Origin of the sequence: Paenibacillus vini, assembly GCF_018403325.1 — a bacterium.
GTDB lineage: Bacteria > Bacillota > Bacilli > Paenibacillales > Paenibacillaceae > Fontibacillus > Fontibacillus vini.
Map to the genome: position 1 here is coordinate 397,196 of NZ_BOSL01000002.1, position 23,629 is coordinate 420,824.

General features: G+C 48.4%; 29 protein-coding genes. 22 read left to right on the top strand and 7 right to left on the bottom strand.

From position 1 onward, the window contains the following. Positions 1–63: 63 nt before the first annotated feature. From KJS57_RS05175 to KJS57_RS05215, 9 genes are all read left to right on the top strand, one after another. Positions 64–564, top strand: coding sequence for a hypothetical protein (locus tag KJS57_RS05175; RefSeq protein ID WP_213653991.1), 501 nt, complete (start codon positions 64–66; stop codon positions 562–564). After that, positions 561–1,010, top strand: coding sequence for a transcriptional regulator AhrC/ArgR (gene ahrC / locus KJS57_RS05180; RefSeq protein ID WP_211019583.1), 450 nt, complete (start codon positions 561–563; stop codon positions 1,008–1,010). Before KJS57_RS05175 ends, ahrC begins: the two co-directional genes overlap by 4 nt. Positions 1,011–1,054: 44 nt before the next feature. Continuing rightward, positions 1,055–2,779, top strand: a complete 1,725-nt coding sequence (gene recN, locus KJS57_RS05185) for a DNA repair protein RecN (RefSeq protein WP_213653992.1) — start codon at positions 1,055–1,057, stop codon at positions 2,777–2,779. Positions 2,780–2,904: 125 nt separating this feature from the next. Further along, the gene (spoIVB, locus tag KJS57_RS05190) at positions 2,905–4,236 is read left to right on the top strand and encodes a SpoIVB peptidase (protein WP_213653993.1); all 1,332 of its coding nucleotides are present in this window, start codon (positions 2,905–2,907) and stop codon (positions 4,234–4,236) included. Positions 4,237–4,464: 228 nt separating this feature from the next. Then, entirely contained in the window at positions 4,465–5,265 is an 801-nt protein-coding gene (gene spo0A, locus KJS57_RS05195) for a sporulation transcription factor Spo0A (RefSeq protein WP_211019580.1), read from the top strand. Positions 5,266–5,513: 248 nt separating this feature from the next. Then, positions 5,514–5,843, top strand: a complete 330-nt coding sequence (locus KJS57_RS05200; protein ID WP_211019579.1) for an ArsR/SmtB family transcription factor — start codon at positions 5,514–5,516, stop codon at positions 5,841–5,843. Beyond that, positions 5,836–6,813, top strand: coding sequence for a cation diffusion facilitator family transporter (locus tag KJS57_RS05205; protein WP_213653994.1), 978 nt, complete (start codon positions 5,836–5,838; stop codon positions 6,811–6,813). Before KJS57_RS05200 ends, KJS57_RS05205 begins: the two co-directional genes overlap by 8 nt. A gap of 12 nt (positions 6,814–6,825) precedes the next feature. Then, positions 6,826–7,422, top strand: coding sequence for a methyltransferase family protein (locus KJS57_RS05210; protein ID WP_213653995.1), 597 nt, complete (start codon positions 6,826–6,828; stop codon positions 7,420–7,422). A 57-nt stretch (positions 7,423–7,479) separates the two neighbouring features. Continuing rightward, positions 7,480–7,695, top strand: a complete 216-nt coding sequence (locus tag KJS57_RS05215) for a hypothetical protein (protein ID WP_213653996.1) — start codon at positions 7,480–7,482, stop codon at positions 7,693–7,695. 164 nt (positions 7,696–7,859) lie between these two features. Here KJS57_RS05215 and KJS57_RS05220 read toward each other — a convergent pair whose 3' ends face one another. Further along, complete coding sequence (locus KJS57_RS05220; RefSeq protein WP_213653997.1) at positions 7,860–8,249, bottom strand: potassium channel family protein; 390 nt, start codon at positions 8,247–8,249, stop codon at positions 7,860–7,862. Positions 8,250–8,303: 54 nt separating this feature from the next. Then, positions 8,304–8,597, bottom strand: coding sequence for a DUF2627 domain-containing protein (locus KJS57_RS05225; protein ID WP_211019574.1), 294 nt, complete (start codon positions 8,595–8,597; stop codon positions 8,304–8,306). Positions 8,598–8,749: 152 nt separating this feature from the next. Between KJS57_RS05225 and lpdA the strand changes: the two genes are divergently transcribed. From lpdA to lipB, 5 genes are all read left to right on the top strand, one after another. After that, on the top strand, positions 8,750–10,171 hold the full coding sequence (gene lpdA, locus KJS57_RS05230; RefSeq protein WP_213653998.1) for a dihydrolipoyl dehydrogenase: 1,422 nt from the start codon (positions 8,750–8,752) through the stop codon (positions 10,169–10,171). A gap of 124 nt (positions 10,172–10,295) precedes the next feature. Further along, positions 10,296–11,318, top strand: a complete 1,023-nt coding sequence (locus KJS57_RS05235) for a thiamine pyrophosphate-dependent dehydrogenase E1 component subunit alpha (protein ID WP_211019572.1) — start codon at positions 10,296–10,298, stop codon at positions 11,316–11,318. 2 nt (positions 11,319–11,320) lie between these two features. Further along, positions 11,321–12,307 (top strand): alpha-ketoacid dehydrogenase subunit beta, encoded by a 987-nt coding sequence (locus KJS57_RS05240; protein ID WP_213653999.1) that lies wholly within the window; start codon positions 11,321–11,323, stop codon positions 12,305–12,307. A gap of 19 nt (positions 12,308–12,326) precedes the next feature. Next, positions 12,327–13,730 (top strand): dihydrolipoamide acetyltransferase family protein, encoded by a 1,404-nt coding sequence (locus KJS57_RS05245; RefSeq protein WP_213654000.1) that lies wholly within the window; start codon positions 12,327–12,329, stop codon positions 13,728–13,730. Positions 13,731–13,749: 19 nt separating this feature from the next. Then, positions 13,750–14,436, top strand: coding sequence for a lipoyl(octanoyl) transferase LipB (gene lipB, locus KJS57_RS05250; RefSeq protein ID WP_213654001.1), 687 nt, complete (start codon positions 13,750–13,752; stop codon positions 14,434–14,436). On the opposite strand, the gene prli42 is transcribed toward lipB, so the two are convergent. Beyond that, positions 14,433–14,531 (bottom strand): stressosome-associated protein Prli42, encoded by a 99-nt coding sequence (gene prli42, locus KJS57_RS26595; RefSeq protein WP_280520358.1) that lies wholly within the window; start codon positions 14,529–14,531, stop codon positions 14,433–14,435. The genes lipB and prli42 overlap by 4 nt on opposite strands. Before the next feature lie 79 nt (positions 14,532–14,610). Here prli42 and KJS57_RS05260 point away from each other — a divergent pair, with 79 nt between their 5' ends. Continuing rightward, a complete protein-coding gene (locus KJS57_RS05260) occupies positions 14,611–15,747 on the top strand; it encodes a M20/M25/M40 family metallo-hydrolase (RefSeq protein WP_244861401.1) in 1,137 nt (378 codons plus the stop codon). Positions 15,748–15,832: 85 nt separating this feature from the next. Here KJS57_RS05260 and KJS57_RS05265 read toward each other — a convergent pair whose 3' ends face one another. Both KJS57_RS05265 and KJS57_RS05270 read right to left on the bottom strand, forming a co-directional pair. Further along, a complete protein-coding gene (locus tag KJS57_RS05265) occupies positions 15,833–16,618 on the bottom strand; it encodes a tetratricopeptide repeat protein (RefSeq protein ID WP_213654003.1) in 786 nt (261 codons plus the stop codon). 76 nt (positions 16,619–16,694) lie between these two features. Next, complete coding sequence (locus KJS57_RS05270; RefSeq protein WP_211019566.1) at positions 16,695–16,841, bottom strand: Z-ring formation inhibitor MciZ; 147 nt, start codon at positions 16,839–16,841, stop codon at positions 16,695–16,697. Between the two features lie 83 nt (positions 16,842–16,924). On the opposite strand from KJS57_RS05270, the gene KJS57_RS05275 reads away from it, so the two are divergent. From KJS57_RS05275 to KJS57_RS05290, 4 genes are all read left to right on the top strand, one after another. Continuing rightward, positions 16,925–17,488 (top strand): NUDIX hydrolase, encoded by a 564-nt coding sequence (locus tag KJS57_RS05275; protein WP_213654004.1) that lies wholly within the window; start codon positions 16,925–16,927, stop codon positions 17,486–17,488. Continuing rightward, entirely contained in the window at positions 17,485–18,687 is a 1,203-nt protein-coding gene (locus KJS57_RS05280) for an endonuclease Q family protein (protein WP_373316789.1), read from the top strand. Before KJS57_RS05275 ends, KJS57_RS05280 begins: the two co-directional genes overlap by 4 nt. A gap of 79 nt (positions 18,688–18,766) precedes the next feature. Beyond that, positions 18,767–19,405 carry a stage II sporulation protein M gene (spoIIM, locus tag KJS57_RS05285; protein ID WP_213654005.1) on the top strand — a complete coding sequence of 213 codons (639 nt, stop codon included), beginning with the start codon at positions 18,767–18,769 and terminating at the stop codon, positions 19,403–19,405. A 210-nt stretch (positions 19,406–19,615) separates the two neighbouring features. After that, the gene (locus KJS57_RS05290; RefSeq protein WP_244861402.1) at positions 19,616–19,924 is read left to right on the top strand and encodes a hypothetical protein; all 309 of its coding nucleotides are present in this window, start codon (positions 19,616–19,618) and stop codon (positions 19,922–19,924) included. A 278-nt stretch (positions 19,925–20,202) separates the two neighbouring features. On the opposite strand, the gene KJS57_RS05295 is transcribed toward KJS57_RS05290, so the two are convergent. Both KJS57_RS05295 and KJS57_RS05300 read right to left on the bottom strand, forming a co-directional pair. Beyond that, on the bottom strand, positions 20,203–20,640 hold the full coding sequence (locus tag KJS57_RS05295; protein ID WP_213654006.1) for a GNAT family N-acetyltransferase: 438 nt from the start codon (positions 20,638–20,640) through the stop codon (positions 20,203–20,205). Between the two features lie 6 nt (positions 20,641–20,646). Beyond that, complete coding sequence (locus tag KJS57_RS05300) at positions 20,647–20,823, bottom strand: hypothetical protein (protein ID WP_213654007.1); 177 nt, start codon at positions 20,821–20,823, stop codon at positions 20,647–20,649. 362 nt (positions 20,824–21,185) lie between these two features. Here KJS57_RS05300 and KJS57_RS05305 point away from each other — a divergent pair, with 362 nt between their 5' ends. The 3 genes from KJS57_RS05305 (at position 21,186) to KJS57_RS05315 (ending at position 23,576) form a co-directional block, all read left to right on the top strand. Further along, positions 21,186–22,202: an ATP-binding cassette domain-containing protein gene (locus tag KJS57_RS05305; RefSeq protein WP_213654008.1), complete on the top strand. Its 1,017-nt coding sequence runs from the start codon at positions 21,186–21,188 to the stop codon at positions 22,200–22,202. Then, positions 22,199–23,014, top strand: a complete 816-nt coding sequence (locus KJS57_RS05310; RefSeq protein ID WP_213654009.1) for an ABC transporter permease — start codon at positions 22,199–22,201, stop codon at positions 23,012–23,014. Before KJS57_RS05305 ends, KJS57_RS05310 begins: the two co-directional genes overlap by 4 nt. Before the next feature lie 151 nt (positions 23,015–23,165). Continuing rightward, a complete protein-coding gene (locus tag KJS57_RS05315) occupies positions 23,166–23,576 on the top strand; it encodes a hypothetical protein (protein ID WP_213654010.1) in 411 nt (136 codons plus the stop codon). Positions 23,577–23,629: the final 53 nt, after the last annotated feature.

Genomic DNA, 23,629 nt, shown 5'->3' on the forward strand with positions numbered 1-23,629 from the left:
TGTTCCTGATTGACAGGAGCTGAGGATTCTTGCGTCGAATAAGTCAGTTGAGGTGATTGAGTTATGGGGGATTATTCCGACGGTCTGCTGATGGTTGTCATTGCGGGGATCGCGCTGTATCTCGGCTATCGCGGTTTCCGCTCATGGGTCCGCAAGCCGTTTACTTTGCGCTCAGGGATCGGATTCATGATGAACGAGGAGATTGTGGAGCATCCGGCCGTAGATGTGCTGGAGACAGCCGGTTATGAGGTGGTCAGCGACAAGCTGAAGGTACCGCTTGCTTTTAAAGTGGATGGCCAAATTCTCCATAGCCGATTGTTTATCGACTATATCGCGGTCAAAGATGGGGAATTCTATCTGGTAAGAACCGCGCGGGAACGATTGCCCATCGAATGGACAGGCAGCGGCCTCCGAAGAGATCTGTTACCTTATCTGCTGTTGTATCCCGATTGTGCGGGATTGCTGTATGTGGATAGTGAGCAGGGAACCCTCAAAGAAATTGCCTTAACGACAGACGAAGATGAAGACGAATCAGCCCATGAAGGGCCATGGAGGACGTTATGAAGGGTCAAAGACATATCAAAATACGTGAGATTATAGCAAACAAGGAAATAGAAACCCAGGACGAGCTGGTCGAAGCGCTAAGGAATGCGGGTTTTCAAGTAACCCAAGCCACGGTGTCCAGGGATATTAAAGAGCTTATGCTGATCAAGGTTCCGACGGATGACGGCAGATATAAGTATTCCATGCCGACCGCACAGCGGTACAATCCGGTTCAGAAGCTCCAACGCGCTTTGGTCGACAGCTTTGTTCATATCGATCATACCGGCAATCTTGTCGTCGTGAAATGCCTTCCAGGGACAGCCAACTCGGTCGCCGTCCTGCTCGACAATATGGAATGGCCGGATTTGCTCGGTACGATATGCGGGGATGATACGATCCTGATGATTTGCCGGGATGAGGAATACAGTCAGTTCGTGATCAAACAGATCATGAACTTCATTTCATAAGTAATACCTTCTATATTTTTGCGTTCGAAGGGAGTTGTCGTTGCGTGCTGGTCCATTTAAGTATACGTAATTTGGCTGTGGTTGAAGCGGTGGATATTACGTTCCATCCGGGGTTTCATGTATTGACCGGGGAGACTGGCGCCGGTAAATCGATCATAATTGATGCCCTCGGGCTTATTGCCGGCGGTCGCGGTTCCGCGGATTTGATCCGTTACGGCTGCGATAAGGCCGAAATGGAGGCTTCATTTGACTTGCCTGAAGGCCACTCTGTTTGGGCCACTCTGGCAGAGTTCGGCATCGGGGGCGACCCTGCCGAGTCGCTGATCATCCGGCGGGAAATCAGTGCCCAAGGGAAAAGCACGGCCAGAATCAATGGACAGCTCGTTAATTTAACGATGCTCCGTCAAATCGGGGAAAGCCTGATTAATTTACACGGACAGCATGAACACCAAACCCTGCTCCGACCCGAACGCCATCTTGAGCTTCTGGATGCCTACGGAGCGAATGAGATCGGGCCCGTTAAAGCGGAATACCAGGAAGCTTATTCGGGTTTCGTTAAGGTAAACAAGGAATGGAATGAGCTCCGTAATACGAGCCAGCAGGCATTGCAGATGCTCGATCTGTATCGTTTTCAGCTGGAGGAAATTTCTGCGGCGGGTTTAAAACTCGGAGAAGATGAATTGCTTTCGGAAGAAAAGGTCAGACTATCCCATAGCGAGAAAATGATGGATTCCATCTCTCAGGCCTATGACATGTTGTACGGAGCTCAGGGGCTTGAGGCGGTAGCCAAGGCGATCTCACGGTTAAACGAGGTTGCGTCTTACGACAGCAAACAGGTTAATCCGCTGCTTGAGCAGCTTCAATCCGCTTATTATCAGCTGGAGGATGCTTCGTTCAGTTTGCGGTCTTACCGCGAGAACATCGAATTTAATCCCGAAAGACTGGAAGAAGTGGAAGACCGGCTGAATATGATCTCCACCTTACGCCGCAAATACGGGGACAGCGTGGAAGGGATTTTGGAATATTACGATAAAATCCGGCGAGAAACGGATACACTTGAAAATAAAGACGAACTTTTGGAACAGCTTCAACTCCGTCGGGAAAAGCTGCTTACAGGATTGATGGAAAAGGCAGTTAAATTAAGCGAGGTACGCGCCAGAAAGGCAGACGAATTAGCCGGTCAGATTGAGAACGAGCTGAAGGACCTGCAAATGGGCAGAACTTCCCTCCAAGTGAAGTTGGCTTGGAATGAAGATCCTCACGGTATTGAATGGAATGGTCAGAAGTTGCGTCCGGGCAAGCAAGGGATCGACAACGCTGAGTTTCTGATTTCCCCGAATCCGGGCGAGCCGCTCCGGCCGTTAAGCAAAATTGCCTCCGGAGGAGAGCTGTCGCGGATTATGCTGGCGCTCAAGAGCATTTTTGCAAGGCATGACGAGGTGCCCGTACTTATATTTGACGAAGTGGATACCGGGGTCAGCGGGCGTGCGGCTCAGTCGATCGCAGAGAAGCTGTACCGTTTGTCTCAGACATGCCAGGTGTTCTCCATCACGCATTTGCCGCAAGTGGCTTGCATGGCGGATCAACAGTATCTGATCGAGAAGGTTGTCGAGGAAGGCCGGACGATGACCCGTGTTGAACAGCTTTCGGAAGAAGAGCGGGTAATGGAGCTGGCCCGTATGCTCGGAGGCGTAGAAATTACGGAAAAAACGAAGCATCATGCCCAGGAAATGCTGAATTTGGCCAAGGCGCAGAAGTTCCCGGTTTAAAGGGAAGTGGTGTGCCGGGACAATGATTGACAGTAATAAAAGGCCTGACCCGGGGTATCTTATAGGTACGCAATTGGCGACCACCTTTTCGTCAAGCGAAAGAAGCTAAGGGAGCGTGAAAGCCGTTGAACCCGAACCTCAGGAAAAGACTGCTCGGCCTTTTATTTGCCTTCTTCTTTTGTTTTCTTGGTACCTCCGCGGCTGAAGGCCGCCTACCGCAACTGCCCGATGAACTTCGTTTGTTTCAAGGGCAGGGCCGGCAAATCCATTTGGCTTTGCCGGTACAGGCAAGCGTCAGTGTAGATCGGCCCGACGTCGTCATGCTGAACGGTCAAGCGGTGCCGACCATGAAGGTATCCTTAGGAGACCCGCTAAACTTATCGTCCTTACACAGCGGAGAAGCCAAGCTTCGCATGAAATTATTCGGTCAAATCCCCCTCAAAACCGTAAAGGTTAATGTAATTCCCGATTTGAAAGTCATCCCCGGCGGTCAAACCATCGGCGTCAAAGTGAAATCGGCCGGAATCTTGATTGTCGGCCATCACCAAGTAAATGACAATAACCGGAGAGTCTCCCCGGGTGAAGCCGCCGGATTGCAGGTCGGCGATTTAATTACGCACATTGACGGCGTTCAATTGAAGGACGTTAAAGATGTTGCCGAAATTGCCGGAAAAGCGGGAAAAGCAAACAAACCGATGAAAATCACTTATAAGCGGAGCGGAAAATCGTTTAACACGTCGTTGACCCCCGCTTTTGACGGGCAGGACCGTGCCTGGAGGATGGGTCTGTACATCCGGGATTCGGCGGCCGGTGTCGGCACGTTGACGTTTTATGCGCCGGATCAGGGCGTGTACGGGGCCCTGGGACATATTATTACGGATATGAATACCCAAACTCCGATTGTCGTGGGCAGCGGAGAAATTCTTCAATCGAGCGTAACTTCGATTTCCAAGAGCGAGAGCGGCGAACCTGGTGAAAAACGCGCGCACTTCGTTAAGGAAGGAAAGATATTGGGGAATATTGAGCGCAACACGCATTTCGGCATTTTCGGGAAGATGGGGCAGAACCCTGACCATAGCGTGTATCAAGCGCCGATTCCGGTCGCCTTCTCTGATGAGGTCAAAGAGGGTCCGGCTGAAATTTTGACGGTCGTCGAGGGGCAAAAGGTGGAAAGATTCAAGGTCGAAATCGTTCATGTATCTAAGCAAAACGCCCCGGAGACCAAAGGGATCGTGCTTAGAATTACCGATCCGAGACTGATCGATAAGACCGGCGGGATTGTCCAAGGAATGAGCGGAAGTCCAATCATTCAGAACGGTAAGTTAATCGGCGCGGTAACCCATGTTTTTGTCAACGATCCGCGTTCCGGTTACGGATGCTTTATTGAATGGATGCTTCAAGATGCCGGCATTTTGCAAGGAAATCAGAGCTCTTCCCAAAATCTTAAGGCGGGTTAATCGCCTTAAGATTTTTGCTTTAAATCGGATTGTACGATGGTTTTTGTCGAATAAAAATGAATCAGATAAAATTGTGTAAATAAATGTATCATTATATATCAACATAATAAAAAAATAAAGAAAAATAATTTTCGACAGAAGGAATTTACTTTTGCGTGTCGAATCCTTATTCTGGAAGAAGAGAAAATAAAAATACTTAATCATTTTACTTAAGGAGGACAAAAGTCGGTGCAGAAAATTGAAGTGTTATTGGCGGATGATAATCGGGAATTTACAAATTTGCTCGCGGAATATATTTCGGGGCAGGACGATATGGTCATCTCGGGGATTGCATACAATGGTGAAGAAGTGCTGGAGATGATCGACAATGCTCCAAAAGTTCCGGACGTGTTGATTTTGGACATCATCATGCCGCATTTGGATGGACTCGGTGTATTGGAGCGTTTGCGCGACCTTAATTTGAACCCGCAGCCGAAAATCATTATGTTGACCGCTTTCGGCCAGGAGAATATCACACAACGTGCCGTCCAGCTCGGGGCATCGTATTACATCCTCAAACCATTTGATATGGAAGTTCTGGCTAACCGGATTCGCCAACTTGTCGGCGTACAGACGTCCAGTGGAACTACATCCACGCCATTTACGAAATCCAATGTGGTGCCGTTAGGAAAAGGAAAGAATCTGGATGCAAATATTACGTCAATCATTCATGAAATCGGAGTTCCTGCACATATTAAGGGATATCAGTATTTGCGCGAGGCAATAACAATGGTCTACAATAACATCGAAATTTTGGGGGCTATTACAAAAACTTTGTATCCGGCGATCGCAGAAAAGTTCAAAACGACACCATCCCGCGTCGAACGCGCCATTCGCCACGCGATCGAAGTCGCTTGGACGCGCGGCAATATCGACTCCATTAGCCATCTTTTCGGATATACAATCAACATCAGCAAATCCAAACCGACGAACTCCGAGTTCATCGCGATGGTGGCTGATAAGCTGAGAATTGAGCATAAGGTGTCGTGAAAGGATCCGTTCCCCAAAAGGGATAAGGAATAACGGGTTAAAATGATGCAGACATCCAGAACGACTTTGCATACAGATATCAATATCATGTTGCATGCCGTATTTTTAGCTGTGAATCTCCTTTATTGGTTAAGGCTTACTCAACCAGTAGAGGAGATTTTTTATTATTTAAGCATTGACAATATATACCGTTAAGACTATTCTATATATGAGCATATGCTCATATACGAATTCAGGAGTGATTCATGATGGATAAAAATACGCATTCTTTTTTAACGGACACTACCATTGACAGTGTATCGACGATTTTTAAAGCATTGGCCGATCCGACGCGTATCCGGATTCTATACCTACTGTCGGAGGAAGAGTGCTCCGTTACGCACATGACTGAGGTTTTGGGGTTATCGCAATCCGCCGTTTCTCACCAACTAAGCTTTTTGCGGAATTTGCGGCTTGTGAAATTCAGAAGATCCGCAAATACGATGTATTATAGCTGCGATGATGATCATGTTATTTCGTTGTTAAGTCAAGCGATCGAGCATGCCAATTGTGATGAGGGAGGCGAAGGACATGCATAATCATAAAAATCATGATCACAATCATGGCCATCATAACCATTCCCATGGTCATTCTCACAGCCATGCTCATGGACATCATCACGGAGATCATCATTCAGCAAGATCGGGCAACAAGAAAGGCATTCTCATTGCACTGCTAATTACGGCCTCGATAGCTGTTCTGGAGTTTTTTGGAGGGTTGATTACCAACAGCTTGGCCTTGCTCTCCGACTCAGGTCATATGCTCAGCGATGCCAGTTCTCTGGTGCTAAGTCTTATTGCGATCTGGTTTGCCGCACGCCCGGCATCTTCCCGGAGAAGCTTCGGTTATTACAGAACCGAGATTCTCGCCGCTCTGCTAAACGGGATTACCTTGTTCGTCATCGCCGGTTTTATCATCAGGGAAGCCTACGGCAGATTTTTCGATCCGCCGACTGTGTCCACCGGGCCTATGATGCTGATTGCCTTTATCGGTTTGGCTGCAAATCTGGCAAGTGCCTGGGCGCTGCTTAAGAAAGGCGATGTTAAAGGAAATATCAACTACAGGAGCGCTTATTTGCACGTCCTGGGTGATGCGCTGGGATCTGTGGGGGCTATCTTGGGCGGTATCGTAATGTGGGCCTTCGGCTGGTATATTTTTGATCCGATCATAAGTGTTCTTGTCGCATTGTTGATTCTTAAAGGGGCATGGGGCGTCATAGTCCAGTCGCTGCACGTGCTGATGGAAGGAGTGCCTGCATCCATCGACCAGAACAAGGTCAAGGAAGATTTGGAGCGTATTATGGGTGTCCAAGAGGTTCACGATTTGCATATTTGGTCGATTACTTCGGGTATGGATTCTCTTAGCTGCCATTTAGTGATCGGTGAGCAAGAGGATCAGCAAAGGATATTGCAGGAGGCGTTATCGATGTTGGAGGAGCAATATCGGATTACTCACGCCACGGTTCAAATTGAAACTCCGTTGATTCGCCATTCACCACTGCTGGTGTAGGAGATGAAGGAAATGGATATCAAAGACGTGATCAGTCTAATTCTATTTTTTACTTTCGTTATAAGTTATTTCATGAAACTCGTTCTGTTATCCAGAAGAAATCGGATTTCCGCCAATGTATTGGGCAAAGGAAACAAGCCGCCTGCTACTGTGATCGTTGAAACGGCTGTCAAAATATCTTCGTTTTGTTGGGCTATCCTATGGTTCTTGAACAGCTTGGGGATCGGGAATTATCGTTCCATCTCATTTGCCCGTCCTGTCGGATGGATGGGGGTTATCGTGGCCGGTATCGGTTTGAGCGTGTTTATCGCGGCGATGCTGTATATGAAAACATCCTGGCGTATTGGCATCGATAAATCCACCGAAACGTCACTAGTAACGAACGGCATATACCGTTATAGCAGAAACCCGGCTTTTACCGGCTTCGACCTGATGTTTATCGGCTTCATGATGATGTACCCAAACCTGCTCGCGCTTATAGTCGGTGTCTGCAATTTGCTCTTCTTCCATCTGCTGATCATTCAGGAAGAAAGACATCTGAAGCATACTTTTGGAGAAACCTACAACCGGTATGCCCGCGATACGCCCCGTTATCTGTGGTTTATATAAACATTTGTACGTGGTACAATGAACATGTTTTGAGCCAGAGATTGAGGAGGGGATAAGATGCCGGACAACAACGATTTGAACTTGGGTCCCCATCTGGAGTTATTGCAGCATCCCGCTTTAAACAAAGAAGAGCAGGACCTGATTAAGGAGCTTATAGAAAAGACGCAAAGCCTGCATGCGGAGAATGTCAGGCTGCGTAAAACAATTCTCCGGCTTTCCGCAGGGAGCAGCCCGAGAATGTCCAGCAAGCTGAGAGACGCCTTGTATGAATAAGGCGAAACCATCATAAGAAAAACGTCTATCGATGTACTTTCACGGAAGCCAGACCGCGTTTAGCGGAAGTTTTTCTTGCGATATCAGGCAGCTAATGCTACGAAGTTTATACATTCTGACATCTAAAAAAAATCTTTCCCACGGAATTGCGCGGGAAAGATTTTTTAATTGCCGGATTTGTCCGGTTCCTGTTCCGTTGGGTCGTCTTTCGTTCGAAGGCCGCGTTGACCGCCCGTTCGCGGGAACATAATCCCGGCCGCGATTTCGAAGATTGTGCTAAAGGTAAGACCGATACCTGCGAACACGTAAACCATCGTGAATACTTTTCCAAGTGAGGTTTGAGGGACAAATTCGGGATGGCCGACTGTAGTCAGGGTAACTACACAGAAATAAAGGGCGTCGAGCCAAGGTAGATGTTCCACTTTAACATAGAATAAGGTACCCGATAACAAAGTGGCTGCGATCAGGAAGATCAGCACTTGAAAATGATGCTTCTTGAACGAATGACGCAGGCCGCTGAGCAGGCGTTTTAATGTCAGTACAAAAGATAGCATGTCCCACTCCTTACGACTCGTTCAGCTAGACTTATGATTCATTCAACCGGCAATTCAGGGCCGTGTTTCTGCAGCCTGCTTGCGGGCTTTTTTTCTAGGTCCGACGTAGTTCCGCTTGCGGTCCCTGAAGAAAATCCAGCCTCCAAGAAATCCGATACCGACCGCAAACAGCAGCAGGCCGACCGTAAAGTTCAACCAGTCGAACGTAACGGCGGAGAGAGTATCGTCTCCATGATCGGACATATATATAAACAAAGCGTCCTTCATCTTCAAAAAGCCGGTCATGGCCGCGATGCCGGGGATGACCAAAATGATGACGGCGATAAACCTGGAGATCATCAGTTTCATCGGATCAGGCTACTTCCTTTCGTCAAAACTTTTTTTTATTATCATACCGTTTTCTTTAAATTCTGTCCATTTAGTAGCTTATTTGTATTAGGCTAAAAACAAGGTACAATGGTAAAAGATTATTATTCAATAAGAATGGTGGAGTGTAAATTATGACTATTTCATGCGATGTGGCGGTACTCGGCGGCGGAACCGGAGGTTATATCGCGGCGATCCGCGCGGCCCAGCTTGGCAAGGAAGTCGTGATTATAGAACAGGACAAGCTTGGCGGAACCTGCCTGCACCGGGGCTGTATTCCAAGCAAGGCGCTGCTTAGAAGCGCGGAGCTTTATGCCCAGATGAAAGATAGCGCCAGTTTCGGAATTGAGACGAGCGGCGTTACTCTGGTATTCCCGAAAGTGCAGGAGAGAAAACAGGGAATCGTCGATCAGCTACATAAAGGCGTTCAATATTTGATGCGTAAAAATAAAATCCAGGTTCTCCAAGGGAAAGGCCGGGTTATCGGACCTTCGATCTTCTCGCCTAAAAGTGGAGCCGTGGCGGTTGAACTGAGTGACGGCGAAATGGAGACCGTAGTTCCGGCCAATCTGATCATCGCCACAGGTTCCCGGCCTCGCTTCCTTCCCGGCTTGATCCCGGACGGCAAGCATATCCTTAGCAGCGATGAAGCTTTGTCCATGGAGGAGCTTCCGGAATCGATGCTGATTGTCGGCGGAGGAGTCATCGGCGTAGAATGGGCATCCCTGCTTAATGATTTTGGCGTTCAGGTCACGGTCGTTGAAGCGGCGGATCAACTGCTCCCGGCCGAGGACGAAGAGGTGGCACGCGAGCTGCAGAAACAGCTGCAAAAGCGCGGAGTTACGGTGATGACCGGAGTTAAAGTATTGACTGATTCGTACGAAGTGAAGGACGGCCTCGTACATATTTCCGCGCAGCGCGGGGATGATGTGACTATCCTGCAAGGAGACAAGCTGCTGGTGTCGGTAGGCCGGCAGGCCAACGTGGAAAATATCGGACTCGAAAACACCGATATCGGCCTGCAGCAAGGCTTCATCCGTGTCAACGAGCATATGCAGACGACGGAGCCGCATATTTACGCGATCGGTGATTGCATCGGGGGACTGCAGCTTGCGCATGCGGCCAGTCACGAAGGTCTGGTCGCCGTGAACCACCTGGCCGGCGAGTCATCCCACGCCTACGAGGCGTCTCAGGTACCGCGCTGCGTGTATACGCGACCTGAAGTTGCATCCGTAGGGATTACCGAGAAGGAAGCCAAGCAGCAAGGCCGGGAAGTGAAAACCGCCAAAGTGCCTTTCTCCGCTATCGGTAAAGCGCTGGTGCAGGGAGAGCGCGAAGGCTTCGTAAAAATTGTGGCCGATGCCGTCACCAATGATCTTGTCGGCGTTCAAATCATCGGAGCACATGCAACCGAACTGATCGCACAGGCGGCGCTGGCCCAATTGCTGGATGCGACGCCTTGGGAAATCGGACAAGCGGTATTTGCCCATCCTTCGCTTTCCGAAATCATCGGAGAAGCGGCGCTCGCAGTGGAAGGACGCTCATTATCCCTTTGATGCAACTATTATATTTTCTTTTTAGGCCGAAAGGGATTATAATAAGGTTAACCCAAGTCTTAGTACCAGGTTTTAAGATGAGATTAAAATCAGGCGAGGGTGCCAATTAAAGGAGGTAACTCCCATGAATGCAAAAAGTTCAATTAAAACTCAGCCAAAACATGAGCAGCTCGGATTGTCGGATGCCGAAGTGGTCGACATGTACAAATATATGCTGCTCGCGCGGAAATTCGATGAACGGAATTTGCTGCTGCAGCGGGCGGGCAAGATTAATTTTCACGTCTCCGGTATCGGACAGGAAACGGCACAGGTAGCTGCGGCGTTTGCGCTTGACCGTGAACGGGACTATTTTTTGCCATATTACCGCGATTACGGCTTTGTGCTTACAGTCGGCATGAGTCTGAAGGAATTGATGCTGTCGGCGTTTGCCAAAGCGGATGATCCGAATAGCGGCGGCCGTCAGATGCCGGGCCATTTCGGTTCCAAGCGGCTTCGGATCGTAACCGGGTCCAGTCCGGTGACAACGCAAGTACCGCATGCGGTCGGGATCGCGCTGGCTGCCAAAATGCAGAAGAAAGACATCGTATCTTATGTAACCTTTGGAGAAGGCTCCAGCAATCAAGGGGATTTCCACGAAGGCTTGAATTTTGCCGGGGTACAGAAGCTGCCGGTCATTTTCATGTGTGAAAACAACCAATACGCGATTTCCGTACCGATCAAGAAGCAGCTCGGCGGTAAAGTGTCTGACCGGGCGCTAGGTTATGGATTCCCGGGAATCCGCGTCGACGGCAACGATGCGCTCGAAGTGTACAGAGTCGTTAAAGAGGCTCGTGAACGCGCTGTCCGCGGCGAAGGACCGACCTTGATCGAAGCGATGATGTACCGGCTTTCCCCTCACTCTACTTCCGATAACGATCTGGCTTACCGGACGAAAGAAGAAGTCGATGAGAACTGGAGAAAAGACGGGATTCCGAAGATGAAGCAGTATTTGGTGGAAAATGGCTTGTGGAGTGAAGAACAGGATGAGGCGCTGAGCAGGGAGATTTCCCAACAGCTTAAAGAAGCGATCGAATCGGCCGAATTGGCTCCGTTTCCGAAACCGGAAGATACGCTCCTGCATGTGTATGCCAGCGAAGGGGAGGTTTAATCATGCCGGTAATGGAATATATCGATGCGATCCGTCTCGCGATGAAGGAAGAAATGGAGCGGGACGAGAACGTATTTGTGCTTGGGGAAGACGTCGGTGTAAAAGGCGGCGTATTTACGACCACCAAAGGGTTACAGGAACAGTTCGGTGAACTGCGCGTGATGGATACTCCGCTTGCGGAATCGGCCATTGCCGGCGTGGCTATCGGTGCCGCGATGTACGGCATGAAGCCGATTGCCGAAATGCAGTACTCCGATTTCATGCTTCCGGCTACAAATCAGATTATTAGCGAAGCGGCCAAAATCCGCTATCGTTCCAATAACGATTGGAACTGCCCTGTCGTGGTCCGCGCTCCGATCGGCGGCGGGATATTCGGCGGGTTGTACCACTCGCAGTGTCCGGAGTCGATCTTTTTCGGGACACCGGGATTGAAGATCGTCGCTCCTTATTCGGCCTACGATGCCAAAGGATTACTTAAAGCGGCTGTCCGAGATCCGGATCCGGTCCTGTTCTTTGAGAATAAAAAGTGCTACAAGCTGATTAAGGAAGACGTACCGGAAGACGACTACATCGTGCCTATCGGTAAAGCGAATGTATTGCGAGAAGGTACGGATATCACGGTAATCGGCTATAGTTTGCCGTTGCACTTTGCGATGCAGGCGGCAGCTGAGCTGGAAGCCGAGCAAGGCATCAGCGCTCACATTCTGGATCTTCGCACGATTCAGCCGCTCGACCGCGAAGCGATTATTGCAGCCGCTCGCAAGACTGGCAAGGTACTTATTGTTCATGAGGACAATAAAACGGGCGGCGTCGGCGCCGAAGTGGCGGCGATCATCTCCGAAGAGTGCCTGTTCGAGCTGGATGCGCCGATCCAAAGACTTTGCGGTCCGGACGTACCGGCGATGCCGATCAGTCCGCCGATGGAAAAATTCTTTATGCTGAGCAAGGATAAAGTTAAAGAAGCTATGACGCAATTGGCGCTTTTTTAACAAATGGGAGTGAGTAAATATGTCATCCAATAAACAATTAACCGATGTCCTTATGCCGCAGCTTGCGGAATCGCTCGTATCGGCAACAATCGGCAAATGGTTGAAGAAGCCGGGCGACAGAGTAGAACAATATGAACCGATCTGTGAAGTCATCACGGATAAAGTTAATGCCGAGATTCCGTCCACGCTGGACGGTATCATGGGCGAATTGCTTGCGGAGGAAGGCCAGGAGATTTCGGTCGGCACGGTCATTTGCCGGATTGAAACGGAGTCTGCAGACTCCGCTCCTGCAACTGCTGCAGGAGGCCATTCTCAGACATCGGCCGGAACCCCGGCTGCTGCGTCAACTGCTTCGGCATCCTCGGATCAGTCGCAACGGAGCCGTTACTCTCCGGCCGTACAAACGATGGCCGCGGAGCATAACATTGATTTGCGCAACGTACCGGGAACCGGTTTGGGCGGCCGCATTACACGGAAAGACGTATTGAATTATCTCGAAAACGGCGGAGCCGGATCTTCGGCCCCTGTGGCGCAAGCGCCGACGCAGCAAGCGCAATCCGTTTCGGCTCAACAGCCTCAAGCTCAGCAACCTGCCGTACCGACGTCCAGTCCCGGCGGCATTTCAGCGGACTTGAGCCGCGCAGCCTTCGAGCCTGTCCGCCATTCCGGTCTGCATTTGACCGAAACGCCGCGGATTCCGACGATCGAGGTAGAGGGCGGGGACCGCTCGGAGTATTTTATCGACGTGACCCCGATTCGCAATACGATCGCAACCCGGATGCGCCAAAGCGTCTCGGAAATTCCTCATGGCTGGATGATGATCGAGGTCGACGTGACCAATCTTGTCCAACTGCGGAACAAAATTAAAGACGAGTTCAAGAAAAAGGAAGGCGTCAACCTGACCTACCTCGCCTTTTTGCTTAAAGCGGTAGTCAGCGCCATCAAAGATTATCCGATCATGAATTCGGTATGGGCCGTTGACAAAATTATCGTGAAGCGGGACATTAATATTTCTCTGGCTGTAGGTACGGAAGATTCCGTGCTGACGCCGGTTATCAAGAAAGCGGACCAGAAGAATATCGCAGGTCTGGCCCGTGAAATCGATGAGCTTGCCACCAAGGTGCGTGCCGGTAAGCTGAAGCTGGACGATATGCAAGGCGGTACCTTTACCGTAAACAATACCGGATCTTTCGGATCTATTTTGACCCAGCCGATCATCAATTACCCGCAAGCTGCGATTCTGACTTTTGAATCCATTGTGAAGAAGCCGGTCGTCATCAACGATATGATCGCGGTACGCTCGATGGCCAACTTGTGCCTGTCGCTGGATCACCGGATTCTGGACGGCGTCATTTGCGGACGGTTTATGCAGCGGGTTAAAGATAATATGGAGAGCTACTCCCTGGACACTCAAGTCTATTGATTTGGAGGACAAAATCAGCATGACGAAATCCATTAGGATCTCATATATCGGAGAAATGGAATACGGGGAAGCCTGGGACAAGCAAAAGCAAATTGTAAAAGCGATGGATGAGCAGCAGCAGGGGGAACACCTGCTGCTTCTTCAGCATCCGCCGACCTATACGATCGGCTCGCAGCGGCATCCCGAGCATTTGCTCCTTGGACCCGACCAGCTTCGCGACCGGGGCATTTCCCTGTTTGAAATCGACCGGGGCGGGGATATTACATACCACGGTCCCGGTCAACTTGTCGGTTATCCGTTATTGTGGCTCGACAGCAGCAAAGGGCTTGACCTGCACGGGTACTTGCGAGACCTGGAACAGGTCATCATTGATTATTTGGGAGCATACGGAATTAAAGGATCAAGAAAGCCGGAATATACCGGCGTCTGGGTCGGGGACGAAAAAATTTGCGCTATCGGCGTGAAATTCAATAAATGCCGCCACCGCAAAGGGTTTATAACGAGTCATGGCTTTGCCTTTAACGTCAAGCAGGGGATTCAGGAAGAAGGGTTTCGGGGAATCATCCCGTGTGGCATTCAGGAATACGGCGTTACTTCCCTGGAGGATGTTACCGGACGTAATTTCACGGTAGAGCAGGCCGCAGAGGGGATTGTCCCTTATTTTAATGACCTGTTTGGCTATTCCGGATCTTTAAACCTGTTTTAGCGAAGGAAAATAGGTTCCAATAAAGCTAGTAGTGTAGAAGCTACCATCGCGAACAGCATTAAATATACAACGACTTTAAGCCACTTTCTTTGCATAATGTATATAACTCCTTCTTCGATTGATTTTGAACAGTCTATCTTATTTTATCGTAAAAATGAAAGTGAGGAAAGTCCAGTGATCAACAAGGACAGAGTAATCAACCAGTTTCTGGAACTGGTGCAAATCGATAGCGAAACCAAACATGAGCGCCAAATTGCGGACGTGCTGAAAGCCAAGTTCACAGAGCTTGGGCTTGATGTAGTGGAGGATGACTCCGCATCCCGGACCGGTCACGCGGCAGGGAACCTGATCGCAACATTGAAAGCTAGCGGAGAAACGGGATCTTCCGCAGCTCCCTTTTTGTTTACCTGCCATATGGACACGGTAGCACCAGGAAACGGAATCAAACCCATCGTTGGCGAAGACGGATGGATCCGCAGCGACGGCACGACAATTCTCGGGTCGGACGATAAGGCGGGAGTTGCAGCGTTACTTGAAGTCATTCAGGTGCTGCGGGAGAACAATCTGCCGCATGGACAAATTCAATTCGTCATTACAGTAGGCGAAGAGTCAGCGCTTACCGGGTCCAGAGCGATGGATGCCGGCCAGCTGGATGCGAAGTACGGCTTCGCGATCGATTCCAACGGGGAAGTGGGGTCCATCTGCATTGGGGCGCCAACCCGCGCACAAATCGATATTGAGATTTACGGCAAATCGGCGCATGCCGGCGTAAATCCGGAGGATGGCATCAGCGCGATCCAGGTAGCTGGCAAAGCGATTGCCAGAATGAATTTGGGGCGGATCGATGAGACGACAACCGCGAATATCGGAAAATTCGAAGGTGGGGGCGAGACGAATATCGTTCCGGATTACGTTAAACTGTATGCGGAAGCCCGGAGCACCTCGCTTGAGAAAATCAACAAGCAGATCGAGAGCATGAAGGAAGCGGTTGAAGCGGTCTGCCGGGAGTATGGAACGAAATTTGAATTCAGCAGTGATCTTGCCTATCCGGCATTCCATTTTAACGATGACGACGATGTAGTCGTTCTGGCGAAAAAAGCAGCCGTTCAGCTTGGGCTGTCAGGCAGCACTTTCATTTCAGGCGGCGGCAGCGATGCCAATGTATTTAACGGTTTCGGCATTCCAACCGTCAACCTGGCGGTCGGATACGAAAATATCCACACCACCGAAGAGCGGATCAAAGCTGCCGACATTGTAAAAGTGGCTGAATATGCTTTGGAAATTGTCGCTCAGTCTCTGAAAGTCAATTAATGAATCGCTTCATTTAAGTTACAGACAGCCGCCAGTTAGCTATTCGCTGATTGGCGGCTGTTATGATTTAACCTATTGTATTTTGCTAATGAATAACTTTAGAAGGCTGAGGAGGGAGGTTCCGGCTTTGAGCGGGGCTCCAGCTTGTATGCCAATTCGTACTGTGAACAATGTTCAGGGCTTCGGAAATATCGTTCAAATACTTCTCAATCCTGAGCTGTTCTTCTTCTCCGGGGCGATAAAGTTCAATGCGTCCCATCAGTCGGTTCATCGTCGTATGTAAATAGCAGGAGCTTGCTGCAAAACGTGCTTTTGCCATATCCGGAAATTGTTGAGCAATTCGTTCAAAGATGACGGCAGCTTCCTCAAATCGACCTTCGTCATGCAGTATTTCGCCAAAAATATAGGCGGGGCGTGTAAAGGGAGGTTGTGCCTCCGTCAACAACGCAGCATTCAGTTGCATTAATTTGGACTTAGCGCGTTCTACGTAACCTTCAGTATATAGTGAGATAATTGATTCGCAAAGATGATATGTATCGTTACCTCCGGTTAATTCGTCTGCAAGATCCAACAGACCCAACTGGACGGAACGCTGAATGAGGGAGGAGATGAATTCGTAGGTGTTGGCTCCGGAATGAGTCAAAGACTGGACGGTGACGTCTCCAAGGCATAAACGGGCCAGAAGCGAAAGCTGCTCCAATGATTCAGCAAATTCTTCAGAGAATGGCCGATCATTGTTTTTCCATTCCAGAATTGTATCTAAGGCTTGTTTATGCTCTCCGCAACGGATGAGGCGTTCCAAATTTAGAAAAGATATATCGTCACCAAGCGAAACGGAAACCGAATGATTTGTTTCTTCGTCTTTCAACATAGATTTCAAATTCACCCCTTTAACCATTAACCATCTACTTATCATTTGAACACTAATATTGTCGATTCAGGTCGATTTATTTTAAGCCAGAGCTATGCAGTTGAATGAAGTCTTTGACTTTAGTGCTTCCGCCGGCTTCTTTTTTCCATTGGGACAGAAGAATTCGAACTTGCCAGGCTTTGCCTCTTGCGGTCATCACATTGCTGGAAAAATGACTTTTCATGGAACTGCTCCTTTTCTGCAGGTTTGGTATAATAACACCATATGTTCGAAACGGACAAGTTATGACAGGGAGGATGATTTGAAATGACAAACGAGAAATTGCAGGAAAAAACAATCTCCACCGAGCCGGTATTCAGCGGTAAAGTGATTTCTTTGCAAATCGATACGGTAGAACTGCCTGACGGAACAGAGGCGAAGCGCGAAATCATTCGCCATCCGGGGGCCGTGGCCGTACTGGCGGTGAAAGATGGACGGTTACTGCTTGTGGACCAGTATCGGCAGGCGATGGCTCGCTGCGAATTGGAGATTCCGGCGGGCAAGCTGGAGAAAGATGAAGATCCGATGGAGGCAGCTAAAAGGGAATTACAGGAAGAGACCGGATACCGATGCGGTAAACTTACGAAATTGCATTCTTTTTACACCTCTCCGGGTTTCGCGGATGAGATCATACATTTGTATGTGGCTGAGGATTTGACGGCAGGAGAAATGACGCCGGATGAGGACGAGTTTCTGGAGGTTATCGAAGCCTCGTTCGATGAGGTGCAGCAGTATATAGCAGAAGGCCGGATTGCTGATGCAAAAACGATTTTGGCGGCATATATCTGGCAGCTTCAGCTTGCACAAACACCGGAGCAAGAACGGAAATGACGATGATGAATAGCGAACTGTCGTCCTTTTTCGCGGACCTGCACATTCATATCGGAAGAACCGGGCAAGGGGCGCCGGTCAAAATAAGCGGAAGCCGGGATTTGACGTTTGCGAATATCGCAAAGGAGGCGGCGGATCGTAAGGGAATCAATCTGGTCGGAATTATCGATTGCCACTCACCGGGGGTTCAGGAGGATATCAGGTTGAGCCTGCAAACCGGAGAAATGGAAGAATTGCAAGAGGGCGGAATTGCCTACAAAGGAACTACCATTTTGCTCGGCAGTGAGTTGGAAATTCGCGAACCCGGCATGGGGCCGGCCCATTTGCTGGTGTTCTTCCCGGATCTTGACACAATAACTTCCTTTACCGGCTGGCTTGAGAAAAGAATGAAAAATATTACGCTCAGCTCCCAGCGGGTATACGCTCCGGCCAAGGTTTTGCAGGAAGAGGTATATGCCAGAGGCGGTATGGTGATTCCGGCGCATATTTTCACGCCTCATCGGAGTATTTATGGCAGCTGTGCTCCCCGGTTGGACCATGTGCTTGACCCGGATCTGATCAGCGCCGTTGAACTTGGTCTTAGTGCCGATCACGAGATGGCGGGATGGATCAGCGAACTGGACAACTATACGATTCTGACCAATTCGGATGCCCATTCGCTTGGTAAAATCGGGCGGGAATACAACGAGCTGATTCTGAGGGAGCCGAACTACAGGGAATTCGAAAAGGCGCTGAAAGGCGTCGAGGGCAGAAAGGTTGCCGGAAATTATGGATTGAATCCACGGCTGGGGAAATACCATAGAACTTATTGCGGGGGCTGCAGCTACATTATTGACGAATCGGAAACGGCCGTCGAGCGCTGCACTTATTGCGGAAGTCCGAAGCTCGTCCGAGGCGTGCTGGACCGGATCATCTCGATCGCAGACCGCACTGCGCCGCAAGTGCCGAGCCATCGCCCGGCATACCATTACCAGGTGCCGCTTGAGTTCATCCCCGGTTTGGGCCCGGCCAAGCTGGAGCTCTTGCTGAAGTCTTTTGGCACGGAGATGAACATTTTGCACCAGGTACCTGAGACCGCTCTTGCCGGAGTTGTCGGTGAGGAATTGGCCGGTAAAATCGCTGCGGCACGCTCAGGTATGCTTCAGCTTGAATCGGGCGGCGGCGGAATTTACGGCAAAGTCTCCAAAACGCAGAAGTGACGGAAATATAGCATACGGAATAGGGCTTGTTCATAGATTAGTATAAGCTTAATCGTGAACAAGACAGGGGGCCTACCGTATGCTTCAACCTATCCGCCATACTCTAAAGGATCAAACACCGCTCTATATATTTGTCGGCGTACTATTTTTAATGGGTGTCGTATTTGGAGCGTTGATGGTAAATGCGCTGACGTTGGAGCAGCAGCAGGATTTATCCCGTTATTTAGGCAACTTTTTCGTATCGGTGAACGAAGGGGGAGAAGGCTTTATGCCTCAAACCTACTGGGAAGTAGCCGGTTTGCACTTGAAATGGCTCGGTTTGATCTGGCTGCTCGGGCTTTCCGTGATCGGTCTGCCGGGCATTCTGATCCTGGATTTTCTGAAAGGCGTGTTAATCGGTTTTACCGTAGGATGCCTGGTCGGCCAATATACATGGAAAGGGCTGCTGTTCGCGCTGGTCTCCGTCGCTCCGCATAATCTGATCGTCATCCCGGCCCTCCTGATCAGCAGTGTAGCCGCCGTAAGCTTTTCTCTGGGGATCATCCGCAGCAGGGTGCTGCTCCACCGTAACGGGAACGTCTCACGTCCGTTCCTGTCTTATACCGGTCTGACGCTGGCCATGGCGGCAGTGCTTATGGCGGTTTCTTCTTTTGAAACGTGGGTTACCCCAACGATGATGGCATGGGTTACGCCGATGATCGGGCAGAATACGTTATAATGAAAAATCACATTTACGGCAAATACTCAGAATCAAGAATGCTTCCGAAGTGAACTTTCACTTTCTCAGAAGCATTCTTTTTCATTTTCCGGGTCACATAAACAATTGAATATTATTTATATATGTTCTTCACTAAATGCATTTTCATTGAATAATATAGATGCAATGGCAGTTCATTAGTGGCGTTATCAGATAATGGGGGGAGAAAGAATGTCTACTCGAACCCAAAAAAATAAACGGTCTAAGCAGGTGCAGAAAAACAAGCAAAGCGCTCTCCCTCTTTTACAAGGAAACAAAAAACTGGAGCTCGTTGTTGCGGCCTTGCTTTTAACGGGAAGGCTTAAAGTGGATTCGATTCAGTTGTATACTGATTCATCATTATTCGTCAGCCTCGTTGGTAAATTTAAAACATTGAATAATGACACCGTCGATAAACTTGTAAATTTTATGAACGAAAATGGAGATATCACTTTAAACGACTTTATGGAGGCATTGAAGAAGAAGACGGGCAACAGTTAAATAAACTCCTCAAGAGAAGGTGAAGGGTATGAGTGAATTTGATGGAGAAAATTTTGCTGGCAATGTTCTATTAATTATCGTCATTACATTGCTAATATTCGGATCCACCGATATAGAGAAACTGTCCGGTGCTCCGACTGCGACTTAAGTCGTTAAATGGGTTTAATTTAGGCTGTCGAGATAACCTCGGCAGCCTTCTTTGTTTTTTAAGTTATCGTGTTCATGATCACAAAATTTGAAAAGCTGAAAAAAGATCAATTGGTCGACGTAGCGAACATTCATAAAGTGTCTTTCAATTTAAGATGAAGAATAGGATACGGCCGGCCTGAACTATCAGTTTCATCTTCGCTTACAACAATAAATCCATGTTTAAGATAAAATCTTTTTGCTTGCTCATTGTCCTTATTTACATCAACAGATTCTACTTTGAAGTCATTGATAAGTTTTCTTAGGATTTGGGTTCCATATCCTTTTCCAATTTCATCAGGATCCAAAAATAACATTTCAAGATGATGGTTGTTAATGGATGAAAATCCAATGGTTAAATCATCGATATACCAAATCAGCACGTCAAGATGAGGTAAATACGAAGGGATTTCTTCTTTTATATCTTGCAAATCCTCAAATTCAACAAAATCATGAGTTGCAAACACTGACTTTTCCCACAGTTTTAATATATCTTCATAGTCATTGGAAGTGGCTAGTCTATAATTCACTGTTGATCATTTCCCTCCGTCTTTTCTTTTTTTCTCAATATAAATCCAGGTGTAGTATGTTATCCAAAATGCAAAAACAGGAATAAAGGCATAAAACCTTTTTTCATATGAAAGAGTGAAGAATAGAATGAATGTTAAAATCAGGAATGGTGCTATGAGTATAAGGTATTTCTTTAAATGCATTCTAACCCCTCCTCGATAAACTACATACATCAATACATTATCATTGTTTAGCAATTTTCAGGAGGGTTTTTGTGTTTATGAAAATTGACTATAGAGTGGATGAGGTGTCACTTACAGGCTGTCGAGATAATCTCGGCAGCCTTCCTTATTTATTTGATGCTATTCGCATGTTTTTCCAAAGATTCTCAACGATACAAGCCGACGTTTTCCGTCTGCAGACCGATTCGAATCCAGCCTCAAGAAGGTTTTAGGGGCTGGCTAAGAAGCCATATAATTCAGATATACAAACACGAACCTGTTTAAATTCAGTTTATATTTGCGGGTTATTGTTTCAAGCATAAACAGTGATTGGAGATGTGGGAATGAACAAAAAACATAACGACGAGTGGGCCGTCGAAGCCCGGGGACTTGTAAAGCTGTTCGGTGACAATCGCGCTGTGGACGGCGTGGACTTGAACGTTCGCTCCGGTTCGATTTACGGTGTGCTAGGTCCGAATGGAGCGGGTAAAACAACGACGATTCGCATGTTAGCGACATTGCTGCGACCGGATGCCGGGGAGGCGCGCATCTTCGGTCATGATGTCGTAAAGGAGTCGCATATCGTACGGCAGTTGATCGGGGTAACGGGTCAATACGCTTCGGTCGACGAGTCGTTAAGCGCCACCGAAAACCTGATTATTTTCTCACGATTGCTTGGACTGGGGAGTGCGGAAGCCCGGCGCAAGGCAAGTGATCTGCTGGAGGAATTCGGTCTGACCGAAGCGGCGAAACGTCCGCTGAAGCATTTCTCAGGAGGCATGCGTCGTCGGCTGGATTTGGCCGCCAGTCTCATTGCGCAGCCTCCGCTCATATTCCTGGACGAACCGACGACCGGGCTGGACCCGCGAACGCGTTCGCAAATGTGGGATACGATCCGCCGTTTGGTGGACACCGGATCGACCGTGCTTCTGACCACGCAATACCTTGATGAAGCGGACCAATTGGCAGACCGCATCGCGGTGATCGATCGGGGACAGGTCGTGGCGGAGGGGACGGTCGATGATTTGAAAGGATCCGTCGGCACCTCGGCGCTGAATTTACGTGTCGATCAAGAACAGGATATCGCCTATGCCCGTGAAATTGTTGAACAGGTGCTTGATGTTCGAGCCAGTGTAACGGCGGAAGCCGGCAAGATTACGTCGCCTTTGACGGATCCCGATCAAGTGACCGACCTGCTGGTAGCTCTTCGTAACCGGGGAATACGGCTAACCGAAATCAGTGTGCAAAAGCCGACCTTGGACGAAGTATTTCTGACGATCACGGGACAAGGTGGAAACGAGAACAACATCGGTCCAAAAATTTCAGAATCATCGAAAAGGGCGGAGGAAGTAAGAGTATGAAACAAGCATCAATCATGAAAAATACCGGGCGTCCATTAAAAAATCACTCAAGTTTCGGTCAGGCGCTTCGTAATTCGTTGACGATGGCCTATCGGGGGCTCTTGAAGATCCGCCGCACACCCGAGCAGTTGTTTGACGTGACGCTTCAGCCCATTCTTTTTACTCTAATGTTTACGTATATATTTGGCGGCGCCATCTCAGGAGATGTACAAAGTTACTTGCCGATTATCATCCCGGGGATTCTGGTGCAGACGGTCATCAGCACTTCCATCGTCACAGGCGTTCAGCTTCGCGAGGATATGGACAAAGGCGTGTTCGACCGATTCAAATCGCTGCCGATCGCCCGTATAGCACCATTGGCGGGGGCCTTACTCGCGGATACAATTCGCTATGCGATTGCCACGGTTCTTACCTTTGTTATGGGGTATCTCATGGGTTACAGTCCCGAGGGCGGTTTTGGATTCATCGTTATCGCCGCTTTACTAGTTATTGTTTGTGCATGGGCAGTCAGCTGGATTTTTGCCTTTTTCGGCGTCATCGCTCGTACGGCTGCAAGCGTGCAGGGGATTTCCATGATGGTACTGTTCCCGCTCACGTTTCTTTCCAACGCTTTCGTACCTGTGGAAACCATGCCGAATTGGCTGCAGTGGTTCGTGCAGGTCAATCCAATCTCGCATCTTGTCAGCGCTGTCCGTGAATTGGCCAATACCGGTATAATCGGCACCGAGTTCATCCTTTCTCTCGTAAGCGCAGCAGCCATCGTAGTCGTCTTTGCACCGCTGACAGTACGCGCTTATATGCGCCGCACATAAGAAAGTCCCTTCCGCCGGTTTGGCGGAAGGGACTTCAGTACATTTTTGATAACTCTTCGAAATCTTACTTTCAGTTACCTGTCAGATGGTAAGAGAAATAAGGAATAGTATATTACTGGATTAATAAAATTGTAACGGGAAGAAAAATGAGGTGATTTTTTTTTTAGAAAAACTCAGGAAAATTAATTTTAAAACTGCTGTATTTATGGGAATTGTTTTTTACTCTTTGACTATCTTAATCCACTTTCTTATTCTATGCAAAAGTATTCCAGTCACAGGGGTTAATGGTGGAAGGTCTGAATCATTCGCTGAACAGCTACCAATATCTGTTATAAATATGGTTATATCTATTATAGGTGTAGTTTTAACGTTGATTGTTGGTAGAATTAAACTATATAAATACAAAAGAGAAATAACCGTTATATGTTGGTTTTTTGTTGTACTTTGGTCTTTTGGATTTATACAGCAATTGTTTGGAACACCTTTTGAAAAAATCGTTTGTTCGTTAGTATTGCTTATTGGAGTTATCTCGAACTTGCGTATGGCGATTGAAAAAAAATAGATATAACTATTTAATTAATAAGTTGTGAACAATTACACTTAAAGTAAAAGGGT

Excerpts from the sequence above, each read along its gene's own strand:
- KJS57_RS05175 (WP_213653991.1), top strand. The coding sequence starts at position 64 with ATGGGGGATTATTCCGACGGTCTGCTGATGGTTGTCATTGCGGGGATC.
- ahrC (WP_211019583.1), top strand. The coding sequence starts at position 561 with ATGAAGGGTCAAAGACATATCAAAATACGTGAGATTATAGCAAACAAG.
- KJS57_RS05200 (WP_211019579.1), top strand. The coding sequence starts at position 5,514 with ATGGATAAAAATACGCATTCTTTTTTAACGGACACTACCATTGACAGT.
- KJS57_RS05205 (WP_213653994.1), top strand. The coding sequence starts at position 5,836 with ATGCATAATCATAAAAATCATGATCACAATCATGGCCATCATAACCAT.
- KJS57_RS05210 (WP_213653995.1), top strand. The coding sequence starts at position 6,826 with ATGGATATCAAAGACGTGATCAGTCTAATTCTATTTTTTACTTTCGTT.
- KJS57_RS05215 (WP_213653996.1), top strand. The coding sequence starts at position 7,480 with ATGCCGGACAACAACGATTTGAACTTGGGTCCCCATCTGGAGTTATTG.
- KJS57_RS05220 (WP_213653997.1), bottom strand. The coding sequence starts at position 8,249 with ATGCTATCTTTTGTACTGACATTAAAACGCCTGCTCAGCGGCCTGCGT.
- KJS57_RS05225 (WP_211019574.1), bottom strand. The coding sequence starts at position 8,597 with ATGAAACTGATGATCTCCAGGTTTATCGCCGTCATCATTTTGGTCATC.
- lpdA (WP_213653998.1), top strand. The coding sequence starts at position 8,750 with ATGACTATTTCATGCGATGTGGCGGTACTCGGCGGCGGAACCGGAGGT.
- KJS57_RS05235 (WP_211019572.1), top strand. The coding sequence starts at position 10,296 with ATGAATGCAAAAAGTTCAATTAAAACTCAGCCAAAACATGAGCAGCTC.
- KJS57_RS05240 (WP_213653999.1), top strand. The coding sequence starts at position 11,321 with ATGCCGGTAATGGAATATATCGATGCGATCCGTCTCGCGATGAAGGAA.
- KJS57_RS05245 (WP_213654000.1), top strand. The coding sequence starts at position 12,327 with ATGTCATCCAATAAACAATTAACCGATGTCCTTATGCCGCAGCTTGCG.
- lipB (WP_213654001.1), top strand. The coding sequence starts at position 13,750 with ATGACGAAATCCATTAGGATCTCATATATCGGAGAAATGGAATACGGG.
- prli42 (WP_280520358.1), bottom strand. The coding sequence starts at position 14,531 with ATGCAAAGAAAGTGGCTTAAAGTCGTTGTATATTTAATGCTGTTCGCG.
- KJS57_RS05265 (WP_213654003.1), bottom strand. The coding sequence starts at position 16,618 with ATGTTGAAAGACGAAGAAACAAATCATTCGGTTTCCGTTTCGCTTGGT.
- KJS57_RS05270 (WP_211019566.1), bottom strand. The coding sequence starts at position 16,841 with ATGAAAAGTCATTTTTCCAGCAATGTGATGACCGCAAGAGGCAAAGCC.
- KJS57_RS05275 (WP_213654004.1), top strand. The coding sequence starts at position 16,925 with ATGACAAACGAGAAATTGCAGGAAAAAACAATCTCCACCGAGCCGGTA.
- KJS57_RS05280 (WP_373316789.1), top strand. The coding sequence starts at position 17,485 with ATGACGATGATGAATAGCGAACTGTCGTCCTTTTTCGCGGACCTGCAC.
- spoIIM (WP_213654005.1), top strand. The coding sequence starts at position 18,767 with ATGCTTCAACCTATCCGCCATACTCTAAAGGATCAAACACCGCTCTAT.
- KJS57_RS05290 (WP_244861402.1), top strand. The coding sequence starts at position 19,616 with ATGTCTACTCGAACCCAAAAAAATAAACGGTCTAAGCAGGTGCAGAAA.
- KJS57_RS05300 (WP_213654007.1), bottom strand. The coding sequence starts at position 20,823 with ATGCATTTAAAGAAATACCTTATACTCATAGCACCATTCCTGATTTTA.
- KJS57_RS05305 (WP_213654008.1), top strand. The coding sequence starts at position 21,186 with ATGAACAAAAAACATAACGACGAGTGGGCCGTCGAAGCCCGGGGACTT.
- KJS57_RS05310 (WP_213654009.1), top strand. The coding sequence starts at position 22,199 with ATGAAACAAGCATCAATCATGAAAAATACCGGGCGTCCATTAAAAAAT.